18 protein-coding genes are annotated in these 24,507 nt (G+C 66.6%); 2 read left to right on the top strand and 16 right to left on the bottom strand.

Annotation, left to right across the window (positions count from 1 at the left end; genetic code table 11):
• Positions 1-17: 17 nt before the first annotated feature.
• From BTN82_RS00205 to BTN82_RS00195, 3 genes are read right to left on the bottom strand one after another with little or no spacing between them, the layout of a single operon-like run.
• On the bottom strand, positions 18-2,114 hold the full coding sequence (locus BTN82_RS00205; protein WP_075117181.1) for a biotin/lipoyl-binding protein: 2,097 nt from the start codon (positions 2,112-2,114) through the stop codon (positions 18-20).
• Positions 2,114-3,433 carry an efflux RND transporter periplasmic adaptor subunit gene (locus BTN82_RS00200; RefSeq protein ID WP_075117180.1) on the bottom strand — a complete coding sequence of 440 codons (1,320 nt, stop codon included), beginning with the start codon at positions 3,431-3,433 and terminating at the stop codon, positions 2,114-2,116. Before BTN82_RS00200 ends, BTN82_RS00205 begins: the two co-directional genes overlap by 1 nt.
• On the bottom strand, positions 3,430-4,212 hold the full coding sequence (locus tag BTN82_RS00195; RefSeq protein ID WP_075117179.1) for an efflux RND transporter periplasmic adaptor subunit: 783 nt from the start codon (positions 4,210-4,212) through the stop codon (positions 3,430-3,432). The genes BTN82_RS00200 and BTN82_RS00195 overlap by 4 nt, the downstream gene beginning before the upstream one ends.
• A 232-nt stretch (positions 4,213-4,444) precedes the next feature.
• Here BTN82_RS00195 and BTN82_RS00190 point away from each other — a divergent pair, with 232 nt between their 5' ends.
• Positions 4,445-6,616: an outer membrane assembly lipoprotein YfiO gene (locus tag BTN82_RS00190; RefSeq protein WP_075117178.1), complete on the top strand. Its 2,172-nt coding sequence runs from the start codon at positions 4,445-4,447 to the stop codon at positions 6,614-6,616.
• 3 nt (positions 6,617-6,619) lie between these two features.
• A complete protein-coding gene (locus BTN82_RS00185) occupies positions 6,620-7,336 on the top strand; it encodes a DUF3142 domain-containing protein (protein ID WP_075117177.1) in 717 nt (238 codons plus the stop codon).
• A gap of 6 nt (positions 7,337-7,342) precedes the next feature.
• Here BTN82_RS00185 and BTN82_RS00180 read toward each other — a convergent pair whose 3' ends face one another.
• The 13 genes from BTN82_RS00180 to BTN82_RS00120 all read right to left on the bottom strand — a co-directional run bounded on the left by BTN82_RS00180 (position 7,343) and on the right by BTN82_RS00120 (position 24,503).
• Positions 7,343-9,808 carry a TonB-dependent siderophore receptor gene (locus BTN82_RS00180; protein WP_075117176.1) on the bottom strand — a complete coding sequence of 822 codons (2,466 nt, stop codon included), beginning with the start codon at positions 9,806-9,808 and terminating at the stop codon, positions 7,343-7,345.
• A gap of 105 nt (positions 9,809-9,913) precedes the next feature.
• Positions 9,914-10,870 carry a FecR domain-containing protein gene (locus BTN82_RS00175; RefSeq protein ID WP_075117175.1) on the bottom strand — a complete coding sequence of 319 codons (957 nt, stop codon included), beginning with the start codon at positions 10,868-10,870 and terminating at the stop codon, positions 9,914-9,916.
• Positions 10,867-11,376, bottom strand: a complete 510-nt coding sequence (locus BTN82_RS00170) for a sigma-70 family RNA polymerase sigma factor (RefSeq protein ID WP_075117174.1) — start codon at positions 11,374-11,376, stop codon at positions 10,867-10,869. Before BTN82_RS00170 ends, BTN82_RS00175 begins: the two co-directional genes overlap by 4 nt.
• A 69-nt stretch (positions 11,377-11,445) precedes the next feature.
• Positions 11,446-12,915: an efflux transporter outer membrane subunit gene (locus BTN82_RS00165; protein ID WP_075117173.1), complete on the bottom strand. Its 1,470-nt coding sequence runs from the start codon at positions 12,913-12,915 to the stop codon at positions 11,446-11,448.
• Positions 12,912-13,970 carry an HlyD family secretion protein gene (locus BTN82_RS00160; RefSeq protein WP_075117172.1) on the bottom strand — a complete coding sequence of 353 codons (1,059 nt, stop codon included), beginning with the start codon at positions 13,968-13,970 and terminating at the stop codon, positions 12,912-12,914. Before BTN82_RS00160 ends, BTN82_RS00165 begins: the two co-directional genes overlap by 4 nt.
• Positions 13,971-13,995: 25 nt before the next feature.
• Positions 13,996-15,534 (bottom strand): MFS transporter, encoded by a 1,539-nt coding sequence (locus BTN82_RS00155; protein WP_075117171.1) that lies wholly within the window; start codon positions 15,532-15,534, stop codon positions 13,996-13,998.
• A 221-nt stretch (positions 15,535-15,755) separates the two neighbouring features.
• A complete protein-coding gene (locus tag BTN82_RS00150; protein ID WP_075117170.1) occupies positions 15,756-16,673 on the bottom strand; it encodes a LysR family transcriptional regulator in 918 nt (305 codons plus the stop codon).
• A gap of 313 nt (positions 16,674-16,986) precedes the next feature.
• Entirely contained in the window at positions 16,987-17,853 is an 867-nt protein-coding gene (locus tag BTN82_RS00145; RefSeq protein ID WP_075117169.1) for an ABC transporter permease, read from the bottom strand.
• A gap of 33 nt (positions 17,854-17,886) precedes the next feature.
• A complete protein-coding gene (locus BTN82_RS00140; protein ID WP_075117168.1) occupies positions 17,887-18,747 on the bottom strand; it encodes an ABC transporter ATP-binding protein in 861 nt (286 codons plus the stop codon).
• 4 nt (positions 18,748-18,751) lie between these two features.
• Positions 18,752-19,789 carry an ABC transporter substrate-binding protein gene (locus BTN82_RS00135; RefSeq protein ID WP_075117167.1) on the bottom strand — a complete coding sequence of 346 codons (1,038 nt, stop codon included), beginning with the start codon at positions 19,787-19,789 and terminating at the stop codon, positions 18,752-18,754.
• Positions 19,790-19,816: 27 nt separating this feature from the next.
• Positions 19,817-20,707 (bottom strand): TauD/TfdA dioxygenase family protein, encoded by an 891-nt coding sequence (locus tag BTN82_RS00130; protein WP_075117166.1) that lies wholly within the window; start codon positions 20,705-20,707, stop codon positions 19,817-19,819.
• 282 nt (positions 20,708-20,989) lie between these two features.
• Positions 20,990-22,357, bottom strand: a complete 1,368-nt coding sequence (locus BTN82_RS00125) for an HlyD family type I secretion periplasmic adaptor subunit (protein WP_075117165.1) — start codon at positions 22,355-22,357, stop codon at positions 20,990-20,992.
• Complete coding sequence (locus BTN82_RS00120) at positions 22,347-24,503, bottom strand: type I secretion system permease/ATPase (RefSeq protein WP_075117164.1); 2,157 nt, start codon at positions 24,501-24,503, stop codon at positions 22,347-22,349. Before BTN82_RS00120 ends, BTN82_RS00125 begins: the two co-directional genes overlap by 11 nt.
• Between the last annotated feature and the right edge of the window lie 4 nt (positions 24,504-24,507).

Below are 24,507 nucleotides of genomic sequence, written 5' to 3'. Positions count from 1 at the left end.
CCTGAAAATGCCGTACCTCAGAACCCGCTTTCCCTCACACCCAACGCCGCCAGACGCCGCCAGGCAGTCCCCAGCAGCGACTCGCCGCGGCCTTGCAACACCACCACGCCGCGCAGCGGCTGGTTCGGGGTCGCGCTGTCGTCGAGCACCTTGAGCCGCGCACCGTACTGCGCCTGGACCGGTTCGGCGCGACGGTCTTCGTCGCGGCGCACGGCAATCGGCCCGTGGTGGTCGGAGGTCAGCGCCTCCTGATCGATATAGGCCACGCCATTGGTATCGACTTCGGTCAGTTGCACCTCGAGCGCGGCATGCATCGGGTCGTCGGCGATGAAACGCCCAGTAGCGCCCGGCGCGACCCGCCACAGGTCGGCCTCGGCGATAAACCCGCGCAACCGCGCACCCGGCTCGACCACCCGGGCCAGCGGGTCCTTGGGCGACACCCAGCGTCCCACCTGCAGTTGCGGCAGCAGGTCGCGCAGCTGGCCGGCTTCGGGCGCGCGCAACAGCAGGCGCTCGCGCTGCGCCGCCAGGCCGCGGTATTCGGCCACGGCCTCGGCCAGCAATTGCTCGACGATCCCGGCGTCGGCCGCCGTCTCGCTGCGCCCGGCCCGGCGACGCATCTGCAACTGCTGGATGTCTATTTCCCGGCGCACGATGGCTTGGCGCGAAGCCAGGTCCGCAGATTCGAGTTCGATCAGCACCTGGCCCTTGCTCACCGCCTGGCCGTCGCTGACATTCACCTGCTTGACCCGCGCCGCCACCGGCGCATGCAAGGCACTGGCGCGGCCGGCTTCGAGCATCACCGGCACCTCCACCGAACTGCGCCACGGCACCGCGACCAGCAGCAGCGCCGCCAGCAGCCCCAGGCCGCTGAGCAACACCCGCGGTGTGTGGGCCTGCTCGCGGCGCGTCCACCATTCGCGCCATTCGCGGACGATCGGCAAGAAGATGAACCACACCAGCTCCACCAGCATCAGGAAGATGCCCAGCAACTTGAAGAACAGGTGGTACACCGCCAGCGCGATCCCGAAAAACAGCACCGCGCGCCACAGCCACGCACCATAGCCCCACCACAGCAAACGCCGTTGCATGGTCGGCGACCAGGGCTCCGGCGCCGGTTGCCCATAGCCGAACAGGGCCTCGCGCAAACGCCAGCGACACAAGGCGAAAGCCCGCCCCTGGAGGTTGTCCACCTCCCAGAAATCGCTGAGCAGGAAGTAACCGTCGAAGCGCATGAACGGGTTCAGGTTGATCACCAGGGTGGTGATCCAGGTGGCGCTGGCCAGCATGAACGCCGCGGTGCGCGCCGGCCCGTCCGGCAGCAGCGACCAGGCCAGCAGGGCGACGCAGGCCAGCAGCAGTTCGGCCAGCACGCCGCCGGCGCCGATCAGCAAGCGGGCGCGGCGGTCGTTGACTCGCCAGGCATCGCTGACATCGGTGTAGAACATCGGTAGCAGCACCATGAACGCCACGCCCATGCTTTGCACCCGGCAGCCGGCGCGCTTGGCCATGAAGGCATGGCCGAACTCATGGCACAGCTTGGCGAAGAACAGCGCCACGCCGAACGCCAGGGCGCCGCCCAGGCTGAACAGGTGGGGAAAGGTCGCCAGGAAACGCTGCCAGTCCCGCGAGACCAGGAACACCCCCAGCCCCAGGGTCAGCGGCAAACCGTAGCGCAGCAACCCCGGGCCGAACCGCGCCAGCCACGGCCAGGCCCGATTGAGAAAGGCGTCCGGGCGCCACAGCGGGATGCGGAAAAACAGGTATTGGTGCAGCAGGATCTGCCAGACGCTCTGGCGCTGCGCGGCGGCCTTGAGGGCATAGCTGGCGCGCTGCTGCTCATCCAGGGCGGTGATCAGGTCGTGGCTGCGCAGAAAACCCAGCAGACTCTCCAGCTCCGCCCCGCCCAAGGGCAGCCCCGGCTCACGGTTGGCGGCCCGCAGGACCTGCTCGGCGTCCCCCAGGGACCAGTGCCTGAGCAAGCGCATCGCCGCCGCGCCGAGTTTGAAATAACGACCGCGCACCGGGTCGGCCAGGGTCCAGCGCGGCGACCCGTCCAAGGCCGGCGCCGCCGCCGACAGCTGCAAATCCGCGCGCAGGCCGGGCAGGTTCATTACAGGCCCACGCTCTGGCGCAGACCGGCCAGGGGCCGACGCAGCAGGTACAGCGCCAGCGGCGCGCGCTCGCCAAAGATTTTCGCCGTGCCGCGCAGGCCGATACGCGGCGGCGCGTCGCGAAAGCGCGCATCGAGCCGATAGGCCAATTGCCCGCCCGGCGTCGGCTGTGCCTCATAGGCCGCGCGTTCGAGGCTGGCCAGGTGGCGCTGCAGCGGGTCGCTGTCGAGAAACAGCGCGACCTGCGCGCCGGGCTCCAGGGCAATCGCATCGCCCACCGCCAGTTCGATACGCAACTCGGCCTGGTTGGGGTCGGCGATTTCCATCAGGCGCTCGCCGGTCTGCACCGGTTTGCCGGTCCAGCGCTCGGCGTCGGCGAACACCGCGATGCCGTCGCGCTCGGCCCGCACTTCGCTACGCTTGAGCAACTCGCGGGCGTAATCGCGTTCGGCGCGTTTCTGCTCGACCCGTGCCGCCTGCAGATCGACTTTCGAGCTGGATTCGGCGTCGGCGAAGGCTCGCTGGTAATTGGCCTTCAACTCCGCCTCGGCCACGCCCAACGCGCGGGCGGCGACATCGGCCTGGGCGTTGAGGGTGGTGCTTTCAAAACGCAGCAGCAGGTCGCCGGCCTTCACCGCCTGGTTGGGCTTGACCAGGAACTCGGCGATCACCCCGTCCAGCGGCGCCGTCACCACGCGCCCGCCCAACGGCACCACCTCGGCCGGCGCCAGCACCGATTGCCGGACCGGAATCAGCAAGCCCAGCAACGCCACCGCCAGCAACGCCAGCTGGCGCTTGCGCGTCCAGCGCAGGCGCCACGGTTTGCGCGGTTGCAGCGCCAGCCAGGCATGGCTGTAGGTGTCGCCCAACTGCGACAGCAGCACTTGCTCGGCAGGGTTCCACGGCGTATCGCGGGCCAGCCACAGGCCGCCGAACACCGCGCCCTGACGATCGATCAACGGCAACCAGAACACCTGCGCCGCCGACAGGCTCTGCCAGTCGGCCCGCACCGCGGCGCTCAGTTGCTCGGCCGCCACCACCCGCGCCTGCTGCACCAGTTGGAGCTTGAACAGTTGCGCCACGGCCTGTTCGACGAAGGCCACGAACGGCGCATTCGGATCGAGCGCGCTGACGCCGGTCACCGCGCGGACCTTACCGGCGATCACCAGCGCCGCGTGGCGAAAGCCGAACAGCGCCTGGCTGTCGTTGACCAGGCTGTAGGCCAGTTGCTCGACCGTACGCGCGGCGCGGGTCTGGCGCTCCAGGTCGAGGAACCGCGCGAAGACCTGCTCGGCGGCGCCTGCTGCCGGCGCGTTCATTTGAGCTCCGTGAACCGTGCCGTACCGCTCATGCCCGACAACAGGCCGTCGGCATTCGGCACGGCCGCCACCAGCAGCAGGGTCTGGCTGCCTTCGTCGATCCGCGCGCCGAGGCGCTTGACCGTGGCAGTCAGCGGCTTGCCGGTTTCATCCGGGACGAAGCTGAAGGTCTGCCCGGCCTTGAGCTTGCCCATCCAGCTCGACGGCACCAGCAGGTGGATTTCCAGGGAACGGTTGTCGACGATTTCCAGCAGCGGCGCGCCGGCCGTCACGCTTTCGTAGCGCTGTACCTTGCGCGCCACCACCTGGCCGTCGAACGGCGCGACCACGCTGCAACGCTTGACCTGCACCTGATAGACCTGGGATTGCGCCTGGATCTCGGAGACCTTGGCCGTGGCCCGCGCCACTTCGAAGCGGCCGACCGAATTGAGCGACGCCAGCTGGCGATTGTGCGCCAGCTCTTCGCTGGCGCCGCGGCTGGCGGCCTGGGCGGCGTTGAGCTGGGCCTGGTAGGCCGAGCAATCGAAACGGGCGAGGACGTCGCCCTTCTTGAACGACTCGCCTTCGCTGAAAGGCAACTCGACGATGCGCCCGGACAATTCGCCGGCCAAAACCGCCTGATCCCTGGCCCGCAAGACCCCGCGCGCTTCGCTGCCGCTCGCAGCCTGAGCGCCGATGGCGGTGTTATCCAGCAATGGATCGTCTGGGGCGGGGGTTTGCGCCTGTGCAAGGCTCGCCAGCCAGATCAATCCGAATCCCAAACCACGAACACACCGCATAACCGTTACTCCCTGACGGATGGGCGGAGTCTAAGACAGCAAGCGCAAGCGTCAAGCAAGTGGCCACTATCTTTATCAATCCCGACACGGCGTCGAATCCCCGCCCGGCAGCGCGCAGCCTTTATCCTGCGCAGCGCGCCGCGGCTCGTGTGGGTATTTTAGATGCCGGCCAGCGCCTTCTGTATGATTTGCGCCACACTTCGGCTCGACGGTTTCGGATTAGGGACAATTCATGCGTATCGTTCTTTTGTCGTCTTTGACACTGGCGCTCGGCGCCCTCCTCAGCACTCAGGCCCAGGCCAGCTCCGACGATTCCTGTTACCCGCGCTGGACCCTGTTGAAAGACCACCTGGAAAGCTGCAGCAGCCTGCCGTTTCTCAACCCGGGCAATGACAGCCGGGTGAACCTGCGCCTGTTGCTGGCCGACAGCGGCGCCTTGCCCCTCACGCCAAAAGCGCTGAACGCCGACGACCTGGCCGAAGGCTACGGACCCGTGCCGTTTTCGCTGTCGCGCCTGGACCCGGCGCCCGCCCCCGAACAGCCGGAGGCCTCGGCAGCCACCGCGGACAACGACCTCAACGGCCGCCTGGAAAGCTTGCAGGTGGTGCGCGAGACCCCGCAGGCGGCGGGCGACGCCTTGCTCTCCGGTGAAGGCAGCCGCTGCCGCAGCAACTCGGACGCCAGCGCCCAGGCGTTTATCGACCAATTGATCGCCGCCGACCTGCCGGCCGGCGAACGTCAGGCCCTGGCGCAAGGCCGGGTCAAGCTGCTCGCCGCCTGCAACTGGGACAACGCGCAGCTCGCCAGCCTGCTGCCGGGCGCGGTGCAGACCACGCAGGGCAAGGGGTTCGCCACCTATCTACAAGCCGCCGGCGACTTCTACAGCGGGCGTTTCAGCGAAGCCGACGCGGGGTTCGCCAGCCTCAAGGACAGCCCCAATACCTGGTTGCAAGAGACCGCGCTGTACATGACCGCGCGCACCGCCCTCAACGATGCCCAGAAAGACGCCTTCGACGAATACGGCATGCCGGCGCTGGAGCATGTGGACAAGTCGATGCTGCAACAGGCCGAAAGCGGCTTCGACAGTTACCTGAAAACTTATCCACAGGGCGCCTACGCCGCTTCGGCCAAGGGCCTGCTGCGCCGGGTGCACTGGCTCGGCGGCCATCCGGACAAGCTGGCCGCCGACTACGCCTGGCAGATGACCCAGGCCAAGGACGAGCAGCGCAACCTGTCGCTGGACGCGCTGGTGGAAGAAGTCGACACCAAGCTGCTGATGGTCAACCGCACGCCGGTCAACACGCCGCTGCTGCTGGCGGTCAACGACCTGATGTGGATGCGCGCGCAACCCGAAGGCCGGCTGACCCGCGACGCCTTGCAGCAGCAGAAGGCGGTCTTCGCCGGACAACCGGCGCTGTACGACTACCTGCAAGCGGCGTTCGCCTTCTATGTGGAAAACAACCCGGACGCCGCGCTCAAGCAGCTGCCCGCCGAACCGCCGGCCAGCCTCGACTACCTGGCCTTCAGCCAACAGACCCTGCGCGGCCTGGCCCTGGAAGCGAAAAACGACGGCGCAGGCGCCCAGGCCTTGTGGCTGCAACTGCTGCCCCTGGCCAAGCAGCCCTTGCAGCGCGAGCAACTGGAACTGGCCCTGGCCATGAACTACGAGCGCAACCGGCAGTTGGCCAAGGTGTTTGCCGCCGACTCGCCGATCGTCAGCCCGCAAGTGCGTTTCACCCTGCTGCGCCATGTGGCCGGGCCCGAGCTGCTGCGCCAGCAGATCGGCCAGGCCACCGACCCGGTGGAGCGCCATACCGCGCAGTTCGTGCTGCTCTACAAGGACCTGCTGCGCAGCCAGTACGCGGCCTTCGCCAGCGACCTCGCGCAACTGCCGGCCAGCGCACCCGACGACAAGCTCGGCTACAGCCTGGGGTACGTCTATGACAGCGGCCAGTCGCTCAAGCTGTTCCAGTGGAGCGGCGCCAAGGCCGAGTCCGGCTACACCTGCCCGAGCATCGTAGAAACCGCGGCGACCCTGGCCAAAGACGGGAAAAACCCGCAAGGCCTGAACTGCTTCGGCGAGTTCATCCTGCGTAACGGCCTGGACGGCATGCCACTGGACAGTCAGCCCGACGCCCAGTCCCTGGGCGGCACGGAGCCGGCCTTCAAGGGCGAACTGTATTCGCGCCTCGATGGCTACAAACAGGTGATCGCCAACGGCAAGGCACCGCGCCCCGACCGCGCCTACGCCCTGTACCGCGCGATCAATTGCTATGCGCCGTCGGGCTACAACAGCTGCGGTGGCCAGGAAGTCGAGCCGGCGGTGCGCAAGGCCTGGTTCCGCCAGTTGAAAGGCAGCTTCGCCGACACCCAGTGGGGCAAGTCGCTGCAGTACTACTGGTAAGCCATGGCCCGCGCGTGGCAATGCCTGCTGACGCTCTGCCTGGTGCTCGGCGCCAGCTCCCAGGCGGCGGTCGACGCCCGTGACCATGACGCCTTCTGGCTGTGGAGCGGGGTCGCCCCGCAGCCGGTGCTGAGCCAGGCCAAGACCCTGTATATCCTCCAGGGACAGATCAGCGCCTCGCGCCGCGACCCCAGCGGCAAGGTGCATTTCATCGCCCAAGGCATGAGCATTCCCCGGCTGAGCCAGGGCCAGGTCTGGGTGGTCTACCGCGCCCACACCCTGCACTGGCCGGAGGCGGTCTACGGCCAGTTGCTCGGCCAGGTACAGCGCTGGCAGCAGGCCGGCAACCCGGTGGTGGGCATCCAGATCGATTTCGACGCCCGCACCCGCTACCTCGACGAATACGCCAGCTTCCTGCGCGACCTACGCCAGCGCCTGCCGGCGCAGTACCGCCTGAGCATCACCGGCCTGATGGACTGGAGCAGCAACGCCAACCCCGAGGCCATCGCCGGCCTCAAGGGCGTGGTCGACGAAGTGGTGGTGCAGACCTATCAGGGCCGCCACAGCATCGCCAACTACGCCGCCTACCTGCCCCGCCTCGACCGCATGGGCCTGCCGTTCAAGGTGGGGTTGATCCAGGGCGGCGACTGGCAGGCGCCGGAGTACCTCAAGGACAGCCCCTGGTTCAGGGGCTACGTGGTGTTCCTGCAGAACCCCTGAGGCGCCTTACCAGTCGTAGTTGAGGCTCGAGACCATGGTCCGGCCTTCGCCGTAATAGCAGTCGAACGGCCCGGAACAACGGTCGACGTAGGTCTTGTTTTCCAGGTTCTTCACGTTGAACGCCAGCTTCACGCCCTTCCATTGCAGGGGCGACAGGCCCAGGTCGTAGGTGAGCGCGGCGTCGTACACGGTGTAGGAAGGAATCTGGAACGCACCGGCGTAATCGTCGCCGTAGCTGCCGCGCACATACCGCGCGCCCACGCCCGCTCCCAGGCCGGCCAGCGGCGTATCCCCCAGCAGCTTGTAGTTGAGCCACAGGGCCGCGGTCAGCGGCGGGCTGCCCGCCGGGTGCCGGCCTTTGCGGCCGTCGTTGTCCTTGGTGTACTTGATGTCGTTGCGCGACACCGAGGCAATCATGTCCAGTGCGTCGGTCAGGCTGGCCTTGCCTTCCAGTTCGATGCCCCGCGAGCGCAGCGCGCCGCTCTGGTTGCTGAACCCGGGGTTGCCCAGGTCGGTGGTGAGCATGTTTTCCTGCTCCAGCTCGTAGGCCGAAATCTGCACGAAGCTGCTCTGCCCCGGCGGCTGGTATTTGAGCCCCACTTCATATTGCTTGCCGGTGGACGGGTCGAAAGGCTGGCCGAGCACATCGGTGCCGCTTTGCGGCAGGAAGGATTCCGAATAGCTGACGAAAGGCGCCAGGCCGTTGTCGAACAGGTAGACGATGCCCGCGCGCCCGGTGAACGCCTCGTCCTTGTGGTTGCTGTGGGTGCCGCTCAACGGCGCCTTGTTGTCGACCTCGGCCCAGTCGTAGCGCCCGCCGAGCACGAAGACCCACTGGTCGAGCTTGATCTGGTCCTGCAAGTACAGGCCAGTCTGGTTGATGGTGTTGTCCCAGCGGTTGGGGTTGGCGAAGTTCAGCGCCTGGCCGTAGGTCGGGGTGAACAGGTCGATGATCGGCGGGTTGTAGTCGTACTTGCCATCGAACTTGGAGTTGAACCGGTAGTAATCGAGGCCGACGATCAGGGTGTGGTTCAAGGCCCCGGTGTCGAATTCGGCCTGGGCGATGTTATCCACCCCCAGCACCTTGTTGTGCTGCTTCCAGTCCACGCCGTAGCGCGTGGTGTAGCGCTGGTCGTTGAGCCCGGTCTTGGGGTTGGTGACGAAGCGGTAGCCGTGCAGCGGCGCGCGGTAATGATCGTCGACATCGGCATAGCGGGCGTTCTGCTTCAGGGTCCAGGTGTCGTTCAGGCGGTGGGACAGCTCGTAGCCCAGGACGAACTGCTCGCGGTCGTAGGCATTGACCCCCGGCTCGCCGAGGAACAGGTCGCGGTCGATCTTGCCGTTGGGGTTGGCGAACAAGGTGCCCACGACCGGCAGGCCCTGGGCCTCGGGCACGTCGTTGTCCTTCTGGAATTGGCCGAAGAACGTCAGGCTGGTGTCGTCGTTGGGCCGCCAGGTCAGGCTCGGGGCGATGAACTGACGCTTCTGCGCGGCATAGTCGATCTCCGACTGGCTGTCGTTGACCAGCCCGGTCAGGCGATAGAGGAACTGGCCCTGCTCGTCCAGCGGGCCGCCCAGGTCGATGGCGGCGCTTTTGTAGTCGTAGCTGCCAGCTTGCAGCCTGATCCTGTGCAGCGGCGTCTCGGTCGGGCGCTTGCTGACCATGTTGACGATGCCGCCCGGCTGGTTCTGCCCGTACAGCACCGAAGCCGGGCCCTTGAGCACCTCGATACGCTCCAGGGAAAAGGGTTCGATCTGCAGGGCGCCGCCGGTGCTGCCGCCGCCGTAGGGCAGGTGCAGGCCGTCCAGGTACAGCGGCGTGGGCGAGAAGCCGCGGGAGGTCGGCTCATCGAAAATCTTCACCCGGTCGGCAAAGCCGCCGCCGGTCATGCCCGGCGTATAACGCAGGGCTTCGGTGACGCTCTGGGACCCGCGGGAGCTGATTTCCGCGGCGGTGATCACGTTGATGGTCTGGGGAATTTCCACCAGCGCCGAATCGGTCTTGCTGCCCGTGGCGCTGCGCTTGGCGACCAGGCCCTGCACCGGCCCCCAGGCACTTTCCTCGACCTGGGCGGCGCTGACCTGGGTCGCCCCCAGTTGCAGCGGACCGTCCTGGCTCACCGGCACCAACAACCAGCTACCGCCCGCCTGTTGCGCCTGCAAGCCGCTGCCGGCGAGCAAGCGTTGCAAGCCTTCGGCGACCGGATAACGCCCCTGCAAGCCGGGGCTGCGCTTGCCCGCGGTCATTTGCGCATCCACCGACAGCAGGATGCCCGCCGCGCTGGCGAAGCGGTTCAGGGCCTGGTCGAGGTTGCCGGCGGCGATGTTGTACTGGCGCGACTCGCTCTGGCTGGCGGTTTCGGCCTGGACCACCGCGGGCAGCGTCGGCGCCACGGCCAGCAGGCCGGCGAACAGGCCGCGGCGCACGGCGCCGGCCAGGGTTTGAGTGGTTGGTGTCGGTTGGTAAGGCATTCCGGAACTCCCCATGAGAATGCGTCTTGATCGGTTTCAAGAGGTATCCCGAACGGGTGGCAAAAAACGACAAGGGGAAAAACGGATTTTTTCAATCGCGAGCCTTCAGGCCCTCGGCTTGAGCGTCACCCAGTAGCGGGTGACCGCATGGGCGCGCACCGGCAGCGAGCGTTCCAGCGCGGCCAGAATCGCGTCGCTGTCGTCCAGGGGGAACACCCCGGTCAGCAGCAGATTGGCGACCTCGGGGTCGCAGCGCAGGACGCCCGGCCGATAGCGCGACAACTCGGCGATGAACTGCCCCAGCGGCTGGCGTTCGGCAACCAGTCGGCCCTCGCTCCAGCTGCTGGCGTTCGGGTCGGCCGCGTACACCGTCGACACCCAGCCGGCGTCGAACCACAGGCTGGCGCCGGCCTTCAAGTGCACGGCCGGCGCCTGGCGCGGGCTGATCCGCAACTCGCCCTCGTACAGGTTCACCCGCGTGCCGCCGTCGACTTCGCGAACGCTGAAGCGCGTGCCCAGGGCCTGGATATCGCCGGCCGGGGTTTCCACGATCAACGGGCGCGAGCGGTCATGGCCGCTGGTCAGCTGGATCTCCCCGCTGATCAGGCGGATACGCCGCTCGCGGTCGCTGTACAGCAGGTCGACGGCGGTGTCGCTGTTGAGGTCCAGCCGCGTGCCGTCGCTGAGGGTCAAGTGGCGGATCTCGCCGGTTGCCGTGCGCTGGCCGGCCAACGCATTGCGCCAGGGCTGGCTGCCCTGGACCAGGTAAGCGCTGCCGCCGACCACCAGCAGCAAGCCCAGCAGTTTCAAGGCCGAACGCCGCTGCGCATCGGGGATTTCGCGCAACACCGCGCGCGCGCTCTCGGCCGGCACCTCGCCCAGGGTCCGTTGCAGTTGCTGCAACCGCTGCCAGGCGCGCAGGTGTTCGGGGTCGGCGGTTTGCCAGCGGGCAAAGGCCTGGCGCTGTTCGGCGTCCAGTTCGCCGCCCCAGTGCAGCATCAGCCATTCGCTGGCCTGCTCGACGATGGCCGGCGCGATGGGCGCGTCGTGGTGGCGGCTCATTCTTCGTAGACCACCTGATAACAGGCCTGGATGGCGCGGATCATGTACTTCTGCACCGAACTGACGGTGACCCCCAGGCGCTCGGCGATCTGCGCGTAGGTCAGGCCTTCGAACTGCGACAGCACAAAGGCCTCGCGCACCTTGTCCGGCATGCGGTCGAGCATGGCGTCGATCTGCATCAGGGTTTCGAGAATCAAGGCGCGGGTCTCCAGCGACGGCGATTGCGGCTCGGGCAAGTGAGCGATGCTGTCCAGGTAGGCGCGCTCGATGCGCAGGCGCCGCCACTGGTCGATCACCAGGTTGCGCGCGATCTGCGTCAGGTAACTGCGGCTTTCCAGATGCCCGGGAAAACGCCCCGAGACCAGCAGGCGCAGAAACGTATCCTGCGCCACGTCCGCCGCATGCTCGCGATCGCCCAGGCGCTTGCGCAACCAGCCTTGCAGCCAGCCGTGATGGTCGCGATAGAGACGATGAAGCTGCGTATTGCCGTCAGTCGTTGCTTCCATGAATGGAACCACGCGTGATTGAGAGCAATTATCATTACACTTCTACCACCCTCCAGGCAAAGCGCATCTTCAGTGAGTGATGGTTACCGGCCGAGCGTCCGCCAACGGATACACCGACTCCCAACCCCCGCCCAGCGCCTTGTACAGGCCGACCATGGCCAGCGACACGCCGGTGGAGCTTTCCACCAGCTGTTCCTGGGTGGCGAGCAAGGCGCCCTGGACGGTCAGGACGTTGACGAAGTCCACCACGCCTTCGACGTATTGCTGTTGCGCGGTGCGCAGGGCGATCCGGTTCTGGCGTACGGCTTCGGCGAGGCTGTCGCGGCGCAGCTGGCTGCTGTTGTAGCGGGTCAGCTGGTCGTCGATTTCATGCCAGGCGCGCAGCACGGTCTGCTGGTAGGCGATGGCCGCTTCCTGTTGCTGGGCCTCACGCAGTTGCAGCATGCCGCGCAGGCGGCCGCCGTCGAACAGCGGCAGGCTGAACTGCGGGCCGATGCCGAACTGCCGCGAACCCCAGGAGCCGAAGTCCGACAGTTGCATGGCCTGGGAGCCGAAGTTGCCCGACAGGGTGATGCGCGGATAGAAATCGCCCTTGGCCACGCCGATGCTGGCGGTGGCGGCATGCAGGCGCGCTTCGGCCTGACGGATGTCCGGGCGGCGTTCGGCCAGTTGCGACGGCAGGCCGATGGCGACCTCGCGCGGGGTTTGCGGCACCGGCGCATCCGCCGCCAGCTCCGCGTGCAGCGCCTGGGGCGGCTCGCCCAGCAACAGGCTCAGGGCGTTGATCAGTTGGGCCTGGCGTTGCTGCAAGGCCGGCAGTTGCGATTCGATGGTCGCCACCTGCGCAGCGGCTTCGGCCACGTCCAGGTCGGTGGCGACGCCGTCGGCCAGGCGCAGCTGCGAGAGCTTGAGGCTGTGGCGGGCGACGTCGAGGTTCTGCTCGGTCACCGCGCGGGTGCTCTGCGCGCCGCGCAGCTGGATGTAGTCCTGGGCGGTCTCGGCCAGCACCGACAGCAGCACCCCGCGGCGGTCGTTTTCCGCGACTTCCAGGGTCGCGTCGGCGGCCTCGGTTTCGCGCCGTACGCGGCCCCAGAAATCCAGCTCCCAGGAGGCCGAGAAACCCGCGTCCCACAGGTTGAAAGCCGACTTGCCGGCATGCCCCGAGGGGTCGTTCAGGCCTTCGCCGCTGTTGCGTTTGCGCGCGTAGCCGCCGCTGGCGCTCGTGCTCGGATAACGTTCGGCGGTGACCACCTGGCGCGCCGCGCGGCTCTGTTCCAGGCGGCTGGTGGCCAGTTGCAGGTCGAGGTTGTCGCTCAGCACGCGGCGGCTCAGGGCCGTCAGCTGCGGGTCGTTGAACACGTCCCACCAGCGCTCGTCCAGGGGGCTGTCGACCACCTGGCTCGGCGCGGCTTTCGGCGGCGTGGCCCAGGCCTCGATCCGGGCGCCGTCCGGGCGCTGGAAATCCGGGCCGACGCTGCACGCCGCCAGGGACAGCAGGCTCAAGGCAAACAACGGTTGCAGCAGGCAACGCCGGCTCATCGCTTGGCCACCTCGGACGCGGCGGCAGGCTTGCCGAGGAGATCGACCCGCGCCTCCACCGACATCCCCACCCGCAGGCGCCCGGCCAGGGGCTGGCCGGGCTCCAGCAGGATCTTCACCGGAATGCGCTGCACCACCTTGGTGAAGTTGCCGGTGGCGTTGTCCGGCTTGACCGCGGCGAAGGTCACCCCGGTGGCCGGCGCCAGGCTCTCGATCCGCCCATGCAGGGTTTCGCCGTCCAGGCTGTCGACCCGCACCTCGACCGGTTGCCCGGGGTGCATATGGGCCAGTTGGGTTTCCTGGAAGTTGGCCACCACATAGGCCTGCTCCAGCGGCACCACGGCGAGGATCTTGCTGCCCGGCGTGACATAGGCGCCGACCCGCACCGCGCGTTCGCCGACCATGCCGTCCACCGGCGCGACGATGCGGGTGTAAGACAGCTCATAGCTGGCCATTTCCAGGGCCGCCTGGGCGCGTTTCAGGCCGCCTTGGGCGGCATCGCGCTGGGCGGTGAGGACTTCCACCTGCTTGCGTTCCGCCGCCAGGGCCGCCGTGGCCGTGGCCAGCCGCGCACTCGCCTGGTCGATGCGGGTCTTGGCCTGCTGGGCGTTCTGCACCGTGCCGGCGCCGACGCCGGCCAGGTGGTTGTAGCGGTTCAGCTCATGTTCGGCGAAGGCCATTTCCGCCCGCGCGGCCACCACCGAGGCCTGGGCCTGGGCGATCACCGAGCTTTGCCGGTCGAGGGTGGCCCGGGCGTTCTGCAACTGCGCCTGGGCCACCAGGGTTTCGGCATCCGCCGCCTGGGCCGCGGCGCGCAGGTCGCGGTCGTCGATCAGCGCCAGCAACTGGCCGGCCTTGACCCGCTGGTTGTCCTCCACCAGCACTTCCTTGATGAACCCCGCTACGCGCGGGGCCACCAGGGTGTAGTCGGCGCTGACGAAGGCGTCGTTGGTGGCTTGCTCGGTGGCCTTGCCGGTGACCAGGTACGCCAGCACGCCGAGGACCGCGACCGCCGCCACACTGACGGCGACTTTGTGTTTGATGTGGATTGTCATAAAAACCTTCTGTCTCGGTGAACGTTCAAGTCGGCGCGCGAGGCGGATAGATCCGCGTCGGCAGCCAGAAAATCAGCAGGATCAGGGCCGCCGCCACGCCGGCCATGACGTAGTAGAGGTCCGCGGAGGTCAGCACCACGGCCTGCCGGTGCAGGCGCTGGGCGATGTTGCCGGCATCGACGGCGCTCAGCGGCGAGTTGCCGAGGCTGTCCACCAGCATGGTCGAGTGAAAGTGCAGGCGGCGGGTGGTCAGGGCGTCCAGCACGCCGGTGGCGATCACCGCCGCCAGGCCTTTCACGGTGTTGAACCAGGCGGACGCGAACGGCCCCTCGATCGGCTGGATGCTGCCGGTGGAAAGCATCAGCAGCGGCAGCACCGCCATCGGCTGGCCGAAGATCTGCAACAGTTGCAGCACATAGAAGTCGTCGCGGATCCATACCGAGGTCAGCTGCGTGCCGCCCAGGCACGACAGCACCAGCATCGTCAGGCCGATGCCCAGCACCCAGCGGCAATCGACCCAGCGCAGGTTGCACAGGGCCGCCACCAGGGGTAACGCGATCAGCTGCGGCAGGGCCATCACCAGCATCACCGGGGCGGTCTGCAACGGCCGGTAGCCCTGGACCTGGGCCAGGAAGCTCGACGGAATGATGATCACCGCGGTCAGCACCACCAGCACCCCGGCCAGGGTCAGCAGCGCGAAGGACAGGTTGCGGATGCCGAGCATCTGCAACTTGAAGAACGGAATCGGCTGCGACCATTCGTTGATCAAAAACAGCACCAGCAACAATGAGCCGCCGCCCAGCAGCAGGCAGATCAGCGGCGAGCCGAACCAGTCCAGGCGGTTGCCCTGGAGGATGCCGATCACCAGCATGCAGATCGCCGGAAAGCCCAGCAGCAGGCCGCGCCAGTTGAACGCCTTGAAGCGCTCCAGGCGCAGCGGGTCCTGGGGCAGGCCGTAGGCCACCGCCAGCATCGCCAGCAAGCAGGGCGCCACCACCTGCCAGAACGCCCATTGCCAGCCGACGTATTCGGTCCACAGGGCGGCCAGCGGCGTGCCCAGGCTGGGCCCGAAGGTGGCGGTCAGGGCGTAGCCGGCCAGGCCGTAGAGCTTGACGTTGGCCGGCAGGAAACGCAGGGCCACGGTCATCAGCATCGGCGGCAGCGCGCCGCCAGCCAGGCCCTGCACGGTGCGCAGCAGCAACAGGCTTTGGTAGTTCGGGGCGAACGGGCAGAGCACGCCCAGCACGGTGAACAGGGCAATGGCGCAGAGGGTGAAACGGCGCAGCGAGAAGGTCACCGAACACCAGGGCGCGAAGGCCATGGCCGCCACCGAGGTGGCGGTGTAGCTGGCCACCAGCCAGGTGCCTTCGTCGTAACCGATGGCCAGGGCGCCGCGGATGTCGGCCAGGGCGATCTTGGTCACCATCTCGTTGAGGCCCGACACCAGCACCGCCAGCAATACGCCGAGCAGGCCGATGACAATGCGCGGGCCAAAGACCGCAGGGCTGGCGGCGACCGGTTTGCTGGCCGTTTCAAGGGGCGCCGCCGCGGCGAGGGAACTCATGCAGGAAACAACTCCGGAGAAAAGAGACCGGAGCAGTTTAAGAAGCCCGAAAGCTGACGAAAACTGACTTATCGACAGCTTATAAGTGCATCAAACACAATGATTGGAGCACCTAAAACTGTAGGAGCGAGCTTGCTCGCGATCGCGGAACTACATCCAACCGAGATGTCGGCTGTTACGGCCCTATCGCGAGCAAGCTCGCTCCTACAGGGGTTTCGGGGTCAGGGCTGGGCGTCCTGCCAGGTTTCGTTGCACGAGGCGCGCAGGGTCTCGCGGAACCATTTGTGCGCCGGGTCCTTGTCGTAGCGCGGGTGCCAGGCCTGGGTCAGCACCAGGGTCGGCAAGGCGATCGGCAGGGCGAAGGAGCGCAGGCGCAGGCCCAGGCGCGACACACTGAGCAGGGTTTCCCTCGGTACCGGCAGGATCAGGTCCGAGTCCGGCAGCATGAACATCGCCGCATGGAAACTCGGCGCGATCAGCGGCACCCGGCGCTCCAGGCCCAGGGCGTTGAGCGCCGTATCGATAGGCCCGCGGGCCAGGCCGCGCCGCGACATGCTGATGTGCGGAAAAGCGGCGAAACGCTCGGCGGTGATCTCCTCGTCGAGCAACGGATGATGCTCGCGGACCAGGCCGACGAAGGTCGTGGAAAACAGGTTCTGTACCTTCACTTCCGGGGTCAGCGGCCGGGTGTTGCTGATGCGCAGGTCGATGCGGCCTTCGCGCAGGGCCTCGTCGTCGCCGTCGCCTTCGGGGACGAAACGCAGTTCGCAATGGGGCGCCTGGCGCTCCAGGGTGTCGATCAGGCGGCCGCCGTAGACGCCGACGAAGAAGTCGTTGGCGCGCACATTGAAGCGCCGGCGCAGGGTGCTGAGGTCGACCTGGTCGGCGGAGCGGAACACCAGCGCCGCCTGTTCCACCACATCGCGCACCTGGCTGCGCAGTTCCAGGGCCTTGGGCGTGGGCACCAGGCCGCGACCGGCGCGCACCAGCACCGGGTCGCCCAGGGCTTCGCGGATCCGCGTGAGGGTGCGGCTCATGGCCGCCGGGCTGAGGTTCATGCGGCGCGCCGCGCCGACCACGCTGCCCTCGTCGAGCAGGGCGTCGAGGGCGACCAGAAGGTTCATGTCCGGGAGTTGCATGCTGAGCACTCGTAAGCGACCGGGAGTGAGTCGGGTGCAATGCTAGCAGGTTGGATAATCGGTGGCTGATAGGGCCTTATCGCGAGCGAGCTCGCTCCTACACCACGCCTGGGGATCGGTGAACTGCCTGGAAAACGTGTTGGCCGGTCTACGACGGCTACGCCGCCGATCGCAGCCTGCGGCAGCGGCTACAGGAACCGCGGTGTTTGTGTAGCCGCTGCCGAGCCTGCGAGGCTGCGATCGAGGACGAAGTCCTCGCCAGATCTGCGCACGCGGTGTGCCAGACAGAAGGCGCGGTCAGGTTTCGCGGCTCTCAGCGCTGCATGCCCCAGCGTTTCACGGTGACCCGCTCCAGGGTGTCGAACACCAGATTTTCCACCAGCAGGCCGATCAGGATCACCACCGCGAGGCCGGCGAAGACCTTGTCGGTGTACAGCTCGTTGCGGTTCTGGAAGATGTACCAGCCCAGGCCGCCCTTGCCGCTGGTGGCGCCGAACACCAGTTCGGCGGCGATCAGCGTACGCCAGGCGAAGGCCCAGCCGATCTTCAGGCCGGCGAGGATCGACGGCAACGCCGCCGGGATCAGGATGAACAGCACGAAGCGCAGGCCCTTGAGCCCGTAGTTGCGCCCGGCCATGCGCAGGGTTTCCGAAACCCCGAGAAAGCCCGCGTAAGTGTTCAGGGCCAGGGCCCAGAGCACCGAATGCACCAGCACGAAGATCAGGCTGTTCTCCCCCAGGCCGAACCACAGCAGGGCCAGCGGCAGCAGGGCAATCGCCGGCAGCGGGTTGAACATCGACGTCAGGGTGCTGAGCAGGTCTCGGCCCACCTGGGTCGACACCGCCAGGGTGGTCAGGGCGAAGGCCAGGACAATGCCGATCAGGTAGCCCTTGAGCAGCACGACCAGGGAAATGCCGACCTTGCCCAGCAGCTCGCCGCTGAGCAGGCCGTCGTACAGCGCGCTGGCGGTCTGCAGGAAGCTCGGCAGCAGCAGGTCGTTGTTCTGGTAGCGGGCCACGGCTTCCCAGAGCAGCGCCAGCACGATCAGGATCAGGCTCTTGCGCAGCCAGCCTTGCTGCCACAGGCGTTGGCCCAGCGGCAATTCGCGCTCCAGCGGCACCGCCAGCAAGGGTTCGAGGGCCACTTCGTATTCCTGGCGAACGGGTGATGAATGGCTCATCGGGTGCTCCTTATGCAACGTCGGCCTACAGGCTCAATAAGCGATACGGATATCGGTGAAATCCAGCTCGCGCTCGGTTTCCGGCGACTGGCCTTCGTCGAACAGCAGCCGGTGGATACGTCGCGCGGTTTGCTGGAAAGCCACGCCGCCGAGGCTTTGCAGGTCGTACTGATGGCTGTGGATTTCCGCCCGCACCCGCCCCGGATGCGGCGACAGCAGCAGGATGCGATTGCCCACCACCAGCGCCTCCTCGATGGAGTGGGTGACGAACAGCAGGGTGAAGCGCACCTCCTCCCAGAGCAGCAGCAATTCTTCCTGCATCTTGCGCCGGGTCAGGGCATCGAGGGCGGCGAAGGGCTCGTCCATCAGCAGGATTTTCGGCTGCATGGCCAGGGCCCGGGCAATGGCCACCCGCGCTTTCATGCCGCCGGACAGGGTATGCGGATAAGCATCGGCAAACGCCGCCAGGCCGACCTTGCCCAGGTAATGCAGCGCCCGTTCCTCGGCCTCGCGGCGGTTGAGGGTCTTCGACGCCAGCAGCGGGAACATCACGTTCTGCTTCACGGTTTTCCACGGCGGCAGCTGGTCGAACTCCTGGAACACCACGATCCGGTCCGGCCCCGGCTGGCTGATCCGCTGCCCTTGCAGGCGGATTTCGCCCTCGCAGGGCGCGATGAACCCGGCGACCGCCTTGAGCAGGGTCGACTTGCCGCAGCCCGAAGGCCCGAGCAGGACGAAACGGTCGGCGGGATCGATTTCGAAACTGACCTGGTGGGTGGCGCGCACCACGCGCTGCGGAGTGCGGTACTCCAGGCTGACCCGGTCGACCGCCAGCAGCGCCTGGGCCGCTGCGGTCGGGTTGCTGGCCGTGTGGCCTGGCAAGGGGGCGTTCATGGCATCAGCTCCCTTGCAGCGGGGTGGCGTCCTGGAAGAAGTAGTCCTTCCACGATTGCGGCTTGTTCTTGATCGCGCCCACGCGGTAGAGGAACTCGGCCAGCGGGTAGGTGTTCTTCGGTGTGACGGTGAATTCGTACTGCGGGTTGTCGATGATTTTCAGCAGCGCCTCGCGATCGATCTTGGCCTTGGTCACGCGGATATAGGTATCTGCCGCCGCGCCTTTGTCTTTCTGGGCGAAGTCGGCGGCCTCGGCCAGCGCCTCGACAAAGGCCTTGTAGGTTTTCGGGTTCTCGCTGCGGAATTTCTCGGTGGCGAACAGCACGGTCGGCGAGTTCGGGCCCAGCAGGTCGTAGGTGTTGAGCACCACGTGCACGTTCGGGTTGGCCAGGGCCTGATCCTGGAACGGCGGGTTGGAGAAGTGCCCGGTCAGCTCGGTGCCGCCGGCGATCAGCGCCGCGGTGGCGTCCGGGTGCGGGACGGCGATGGTGTATTTGTCCAGGCGGTTGAATTCCTTGTCGCCCCACTGCTTGGCGGCCGCGTATTGCAGGAAGCGCGACTGCACGGAAACCCCCACCGCCGGTACCGCGATGCGGTCCTTCTCGCTGAAATCGGCGATGGTCTTGACCTTGGGATTGTTGCTCACCAGGTAGTAGGGGAAGTTGCCCAGGGACGCCACGGCCTTGACGTTCTGCTTGCCGTGGGTGCGGTCCCAGATGGTCAGCAGCGGGCCGACGCCAGCCCCGGCGATATCGATGGAGCCGGACAGCAGCGCATCGTTGACCGCCGCGCCGCCGGACAGCTGGGTCCAGTCGACCTTGATCTCGATGCCTTCTTCCTTGCCGTGTTTCTCGATCAGGTTCTGGTCGCGCACCACGTTGAGCAGCAGGTAGACGATGCCGAACTGTTCGGCGATGCGGATCTCGCCTTCGGCCTGGGCCGCGCTCGGCGCGAGCAGGCTGCCGGCCAGCAGGCTGAAACCGAGGCCGATGGCCGCGGCCAGTTTGCCCAGGCGCGGGCGACGTTGAGTCGGTTGGGACATGGTGATTCTCCTGCCGTGGGTGGCCGATCAGTAAGGGGCGTCGCCCTGGATGGTGGTGCGGTACAGCTTGCGGCGCAGATGGCTGGGGCAACCGGCGGCCAGGTGGATCAGCGAGCGGTTGTCCCAGAACACCAGGTCGTGGGGCTGCCACCGATGGCGGTAGATGTTTTCCGGCAGCACGCTGTGGGCGTACAGCTCGGCGAGCAGTTGCCGGCTCTCGTCTTCCGGCAGGCCGACGATGCGGGTGGTGAAGCCTTCGCTGACGAACAGCGCCTGGCGGCCGTTCTCCGGGTGGGTGCGCACGACCGGGTGCACCACTTCGGCGACCTGGGCCAGTTGCTCCGGGGTCAGGGTCGGGCGCCAGTTGCCCTCGAACTTGGTCTCGCTGTAGCGCGCGGTGTAGGAGTGGGCGGCGGAGCGCCCCTCGACTGCCTTGCGCAGCGCTTGCGGCAGGCTGTCCCAGGCTTTGTGCATGTCGGCGAACAGCGTGTCGCCGCCTTCGGCGGGCAGCTCCTGGGCGTGCAGCATCGAGCCCAGGCTCGGCAGCTCTTTATAGGAGAGGTCGGAGTGCCAGAATTTGCCGGCGTCCCCCAGGCCGATGGACTGGCCGTTTTCGATGATGTTGGAAACGATGAGGATTTCCGGGTGCCCGGCCAGCAGGAACTGCTTGAGCACATGGATTTGCAACACGCCGAAACGCCGGCTGAAGGCGATCTGTTGTTCGGGGCTGATGCGCTGGTCGCGAAATACCACGACATGATGGTCCAGGTGCGCGCGGTGAATACGCGCGAAGTCCTGGTCGTTGACCGGTTGGGCCAGGTCCAGGCCGACGATCTCGGCACCGACGGCGCCGTCGAACGGGCGGATGGCAAAGCCTTGTGCGGCGATGGGCGCGGCACTTGGAGAGGGTACGGACATAAATCACTCCCACGCAGGGCACGCCCAGTGGCGCGCGCGTCGATCAGAAACTCACGGAGGTCCCGTGTTGGTTCGTGTCGTGCGGCGCGCCGATTGGTCGGCAGGTACGCAGGGAGTCGACTTTATAGATATAAGAACTTAATTTTAAATACCGTTAGCGAATAACGATATGGCGATTCGGGCGGGGAGTTTCGTGGCGAATTCGCAGACGCCATCGCGAGCAAGCTCGCTCCTACAGGTGGATACCAATCATGTAGGAGCGAGCTTGCTCGCGAAGCGGTTTCAGCGTTCGTGCAGCGCCTCGGCGCGGGCGCGGATGATCGGCTTGAGCAGGTAGCTGAGGATGCTTTTCTTGCCGGTGATGATGTCCACCGAGGCGACCATGCCGGGGATGATCAGCAACGGCTTCTCGTCGGTGCCCAGGTGGCTGCGTTCGGTACGCAGCTTGATCATGTAGTAGGTGGTCTTCTTGTCTTCGTCGGTGATGGTGTCGGCGCCGATCTGCTCCAGCTTGGCCTTCAGGCCGCCATAGATGGTGTAGTCGTAGGCGGTGAACTTGACGATCGCTTCCTGCCCCGGGTGCAGGAAGGCGATGTCCTGCGGACGGATCTTCGCTTCCACCAGCAGGGTGTCGTCCAACGGTACGATTTCCACCATGTCGCTGCCCGGCTGGATCACCCCGCCGATGGTGTTGACCATCAGTTGCTTGACGATACCGCGCACCGGCGAGGTCACCAGGGTCCGGCTGACCCGGTCTTCCAGGGCCTTGCCGGTGGCGCTGGCCTTGTTCAGTTCGGTGCGCGCCTCGTTGAGCTGGGTCAGGGCTTCGCTGCGGAACTTGCCGCGGGTTTCGTCGACCTTGCGCTGCACTTCCTTGATCGCCGACTCGGCACGGGGGATCGCCAGGGTGGTGGCGTCCAGTTGCCCGCGGGTTTCGACTTCGGCGCGCTTGAGCCGCAGCACTTCCACCGGCGATACCGCGCCCTGGGCCACCAACGGCTCGGACATGGCGATTTCCTGGCGCTGCAAGCCCAGTTGCTGGCGGTATTGCGCCTGCTTGGAGGTGAATTCGCGCAGCTCCTGCTGCTTCTGGATCAGTTGTTCCTGCAAGCCGCCGACTTCGTCGTGCAACTGCTGGCGCCGGCTTTCATACAGCGACTTCTCGCTGGCCGCCTGGCCGGGCACAGCGGCGATGGCATCGGCCGGGAAATTCAGCTCGCGGTCGTCGATCTCCGCGCTCAAGCGTTCCACCCGCAGCAGCATCGACAGCCGGTCGGCCTCGGTCTCGCCGACGTTGGACTTGAAGCGCGTGTCGTCGAGACGGATCAGCGGGGCGCCGGCTTCGACGATTTCCCCTTCCTTGACGAACAGCTCGGCAACGATGCCGCCTTCCAGGTTCTGGATTTTCTGCACCTTGGACGACGGGATCGCCTTGCCCTCGCCCTTGGTCACTTCGTCGATCACCGCGAAGTTGGCCCACAGCAGCAGGAACAGGAAGAAACCGATGATGCCCCAGATGGTCAGGCGGATAACCCGCGGCGCATCCTCGATCAGCGCCTTGTTGACCTCCGGCAGGGGTTGGTCGTGCAGCGATTCGGTACCTTTGAAATAGCGCAGGATCGAATCTTTCACACCGGACTTAAGCAACACTGATCTGCCCCTTCTTCAACGCTTCCATCACCACGGCCTTCGGCCCATCGGCCAGGATCTGCCCACGGTCGATCACCAGCAGGCGATCCACCAACGACAGCAGCGAAGCACGGTGGGTGACCAGTACCACCGTCTTGGTTTCCACCACGGCTTGCAGGCGTTGTTTCAAGCGTTCTTCACCGGTGTTGTCCATGGCGCTGGTCGGTTCGTCGAGCAGCAGGATCGGCGGGTTGAGCAACAGCGCACGAGCCAGGGCGACGTTCTGCCGCTGGCCGCCGGACAGGTTCTGCCCGCGCTCGCCCACCTGCAACTCGTAGCCCTGCGGGTGCAACCGGGCGAACTCGTGGACGCCAGCCAGTTCGGCGGCCTGCAGCACCAGTTCGTCTTCGACGTAACGGGCGCCGGAGGTCAGGTTGTCGCGCAGGGTGCCGGCCAGCAGCTGGATGTCCTGGGCCACGTAGCCGATGTTATGCCGCAGTTCGCTGACGTCGATCTGGCGAATGTCCACGCCATCCACCAGCAGCGCGCCGGAGTCCGGGGTATAGAGGCCCACCAGCAGCTTGGCCAGTGAGCTCTTGCCCGAGCCACTGCGGCCGATGATGCCGATCTTCTCGCCCGGCTTGATCACCAGGTTGATGTTCTTCAGCGCCGGGTTCTGCTGCCCCGGGTAGGTGAAATTCAGTTGCCGGCATTCGATGGCGCCTTGCAGCACGTTGCGGCTCAGGGGGCGCTCGTCGAAGTTGCGCTCCTGGGGCAGCTCCATCATCTGGTCGACCGAGGTCATGGTCACCCGCGCCTGCTGGTAGCGGGTCAGCAGGCCGGACAACGAAGCCAGCGGGCTGAGGGCGCGGCCGCTGAGCATGTAGCAGGCGATCAGCCCGCCCATGCTGAGGTTGCCGTCGATGATCTGGTAGACGCCGAAGACGATCATGATCACCCCGGCCAGTTGCTGGATCAGCAGGGTGATGTTCATCGCCAGGCTGGACAGCATCTTCACCCGCAACTCGAGACGGCCGAGGGTGCCGATGGTCTGCTCCCACTGGTACTGGCGCTCGCTTTCGGCGTTGTTGACCTTCACCGCGTCCAGCCCGGCCAGGGTCTCGATCAGGCTCGACTGGCGCTCGGCGCCCAGGGCCATGGTTTTTTCCATGGTCGCGATCAGCGGCTTCTGCAGGGCGTAGCCAATGCCCAGGGCAATCGGGAAGGCCAGCACCGGAATCCACACCAGGTGCCCGCCGAGGATGGCGATCACCAGGAAGATCAACAGGGTGAACGGCAGGTCGATCAGGCTGGTCAGGGTCAGCGAGGCGAGGAAGTCACGCAGGCTCTGGAACTCGTGGATGTTCTGGGCAAAGCTGCCGACCCGTGCCGGCCGGTACTTCATGGCCATGCCGACGATGCGCTCGAACAGCGTGGCCGAGATGATCAGGTCGGTCTTCTTGCCGGCCAGGTCCAGGCACAGGCTGCGCAGGCTCTTGAGGATCAGGTCGAACAGGTAGGCGCCGGTGATGCCGATGGCCAGCACCCACAGGGTGGCGGCGGCCTGGTTCGGTACCACGCGGTCGTAGACATTCATCACGAACAGCGGCGCGGCCATGGCGATGATGTTGATCAGGAAACTGGCGGCGATGGCGTCGGCGTACAGCCAGCGCGAGCGCTTCAGGGTGTCGCGGAACCAGGAGCGGGCGCGGGGAATCAGCGAGCCGTGGTTCACATCGAACTTGTGTTGCGGCTGGGCAAAGAACACTTGCCCGCTGTAATCGTCGGCCAGCATCTGCCGGCTGACGCTGACTTCGCCGCCATCGCTCTCGCTGAGCAGCAGGCGGGCCCGGTCCTCGCCCTGCCAACCGAGCAACACGGCGCTGCGGCCGTCCTTGAGCAACAGCAGGGCCGGCATGGCGATGGCGGGAATCTGTTCCAGCTGGCGCCGCAGCAGGCGCCCCTGCAAACCGGCGCGAGCGGCGGCGCGGGGCAGCAGCTCGGCGCTCAGGCGCTGGGACGGCAACGGCAGGCCGGTGGTCAGCATGGCGGCGCTGGCCGGTTTCTGATGCAGGGAGCAGAGGGTCAGCAGGGCATCCAGCAGCGGGTCGTCATGCATGCCGCGTGGATCATGGCTGAGTTGCACTCGACTGACTTCTGATTCCACGCTC

The organism is Pseudomonas chlororaphis, assembly GCF_001921865.1.
GTDB lineage: Bacteria > Pseudomonadota > Gammaproteobacteria > Pseudomonadales > Pseudomonadaceae > Aquipseudomonas > Aquipseudomonas chlororaphis_D.
Note: the sequence above shows the minus strand (reverse complement) of the source record. Positions and strands in the feature narration are given on the sequence as shown.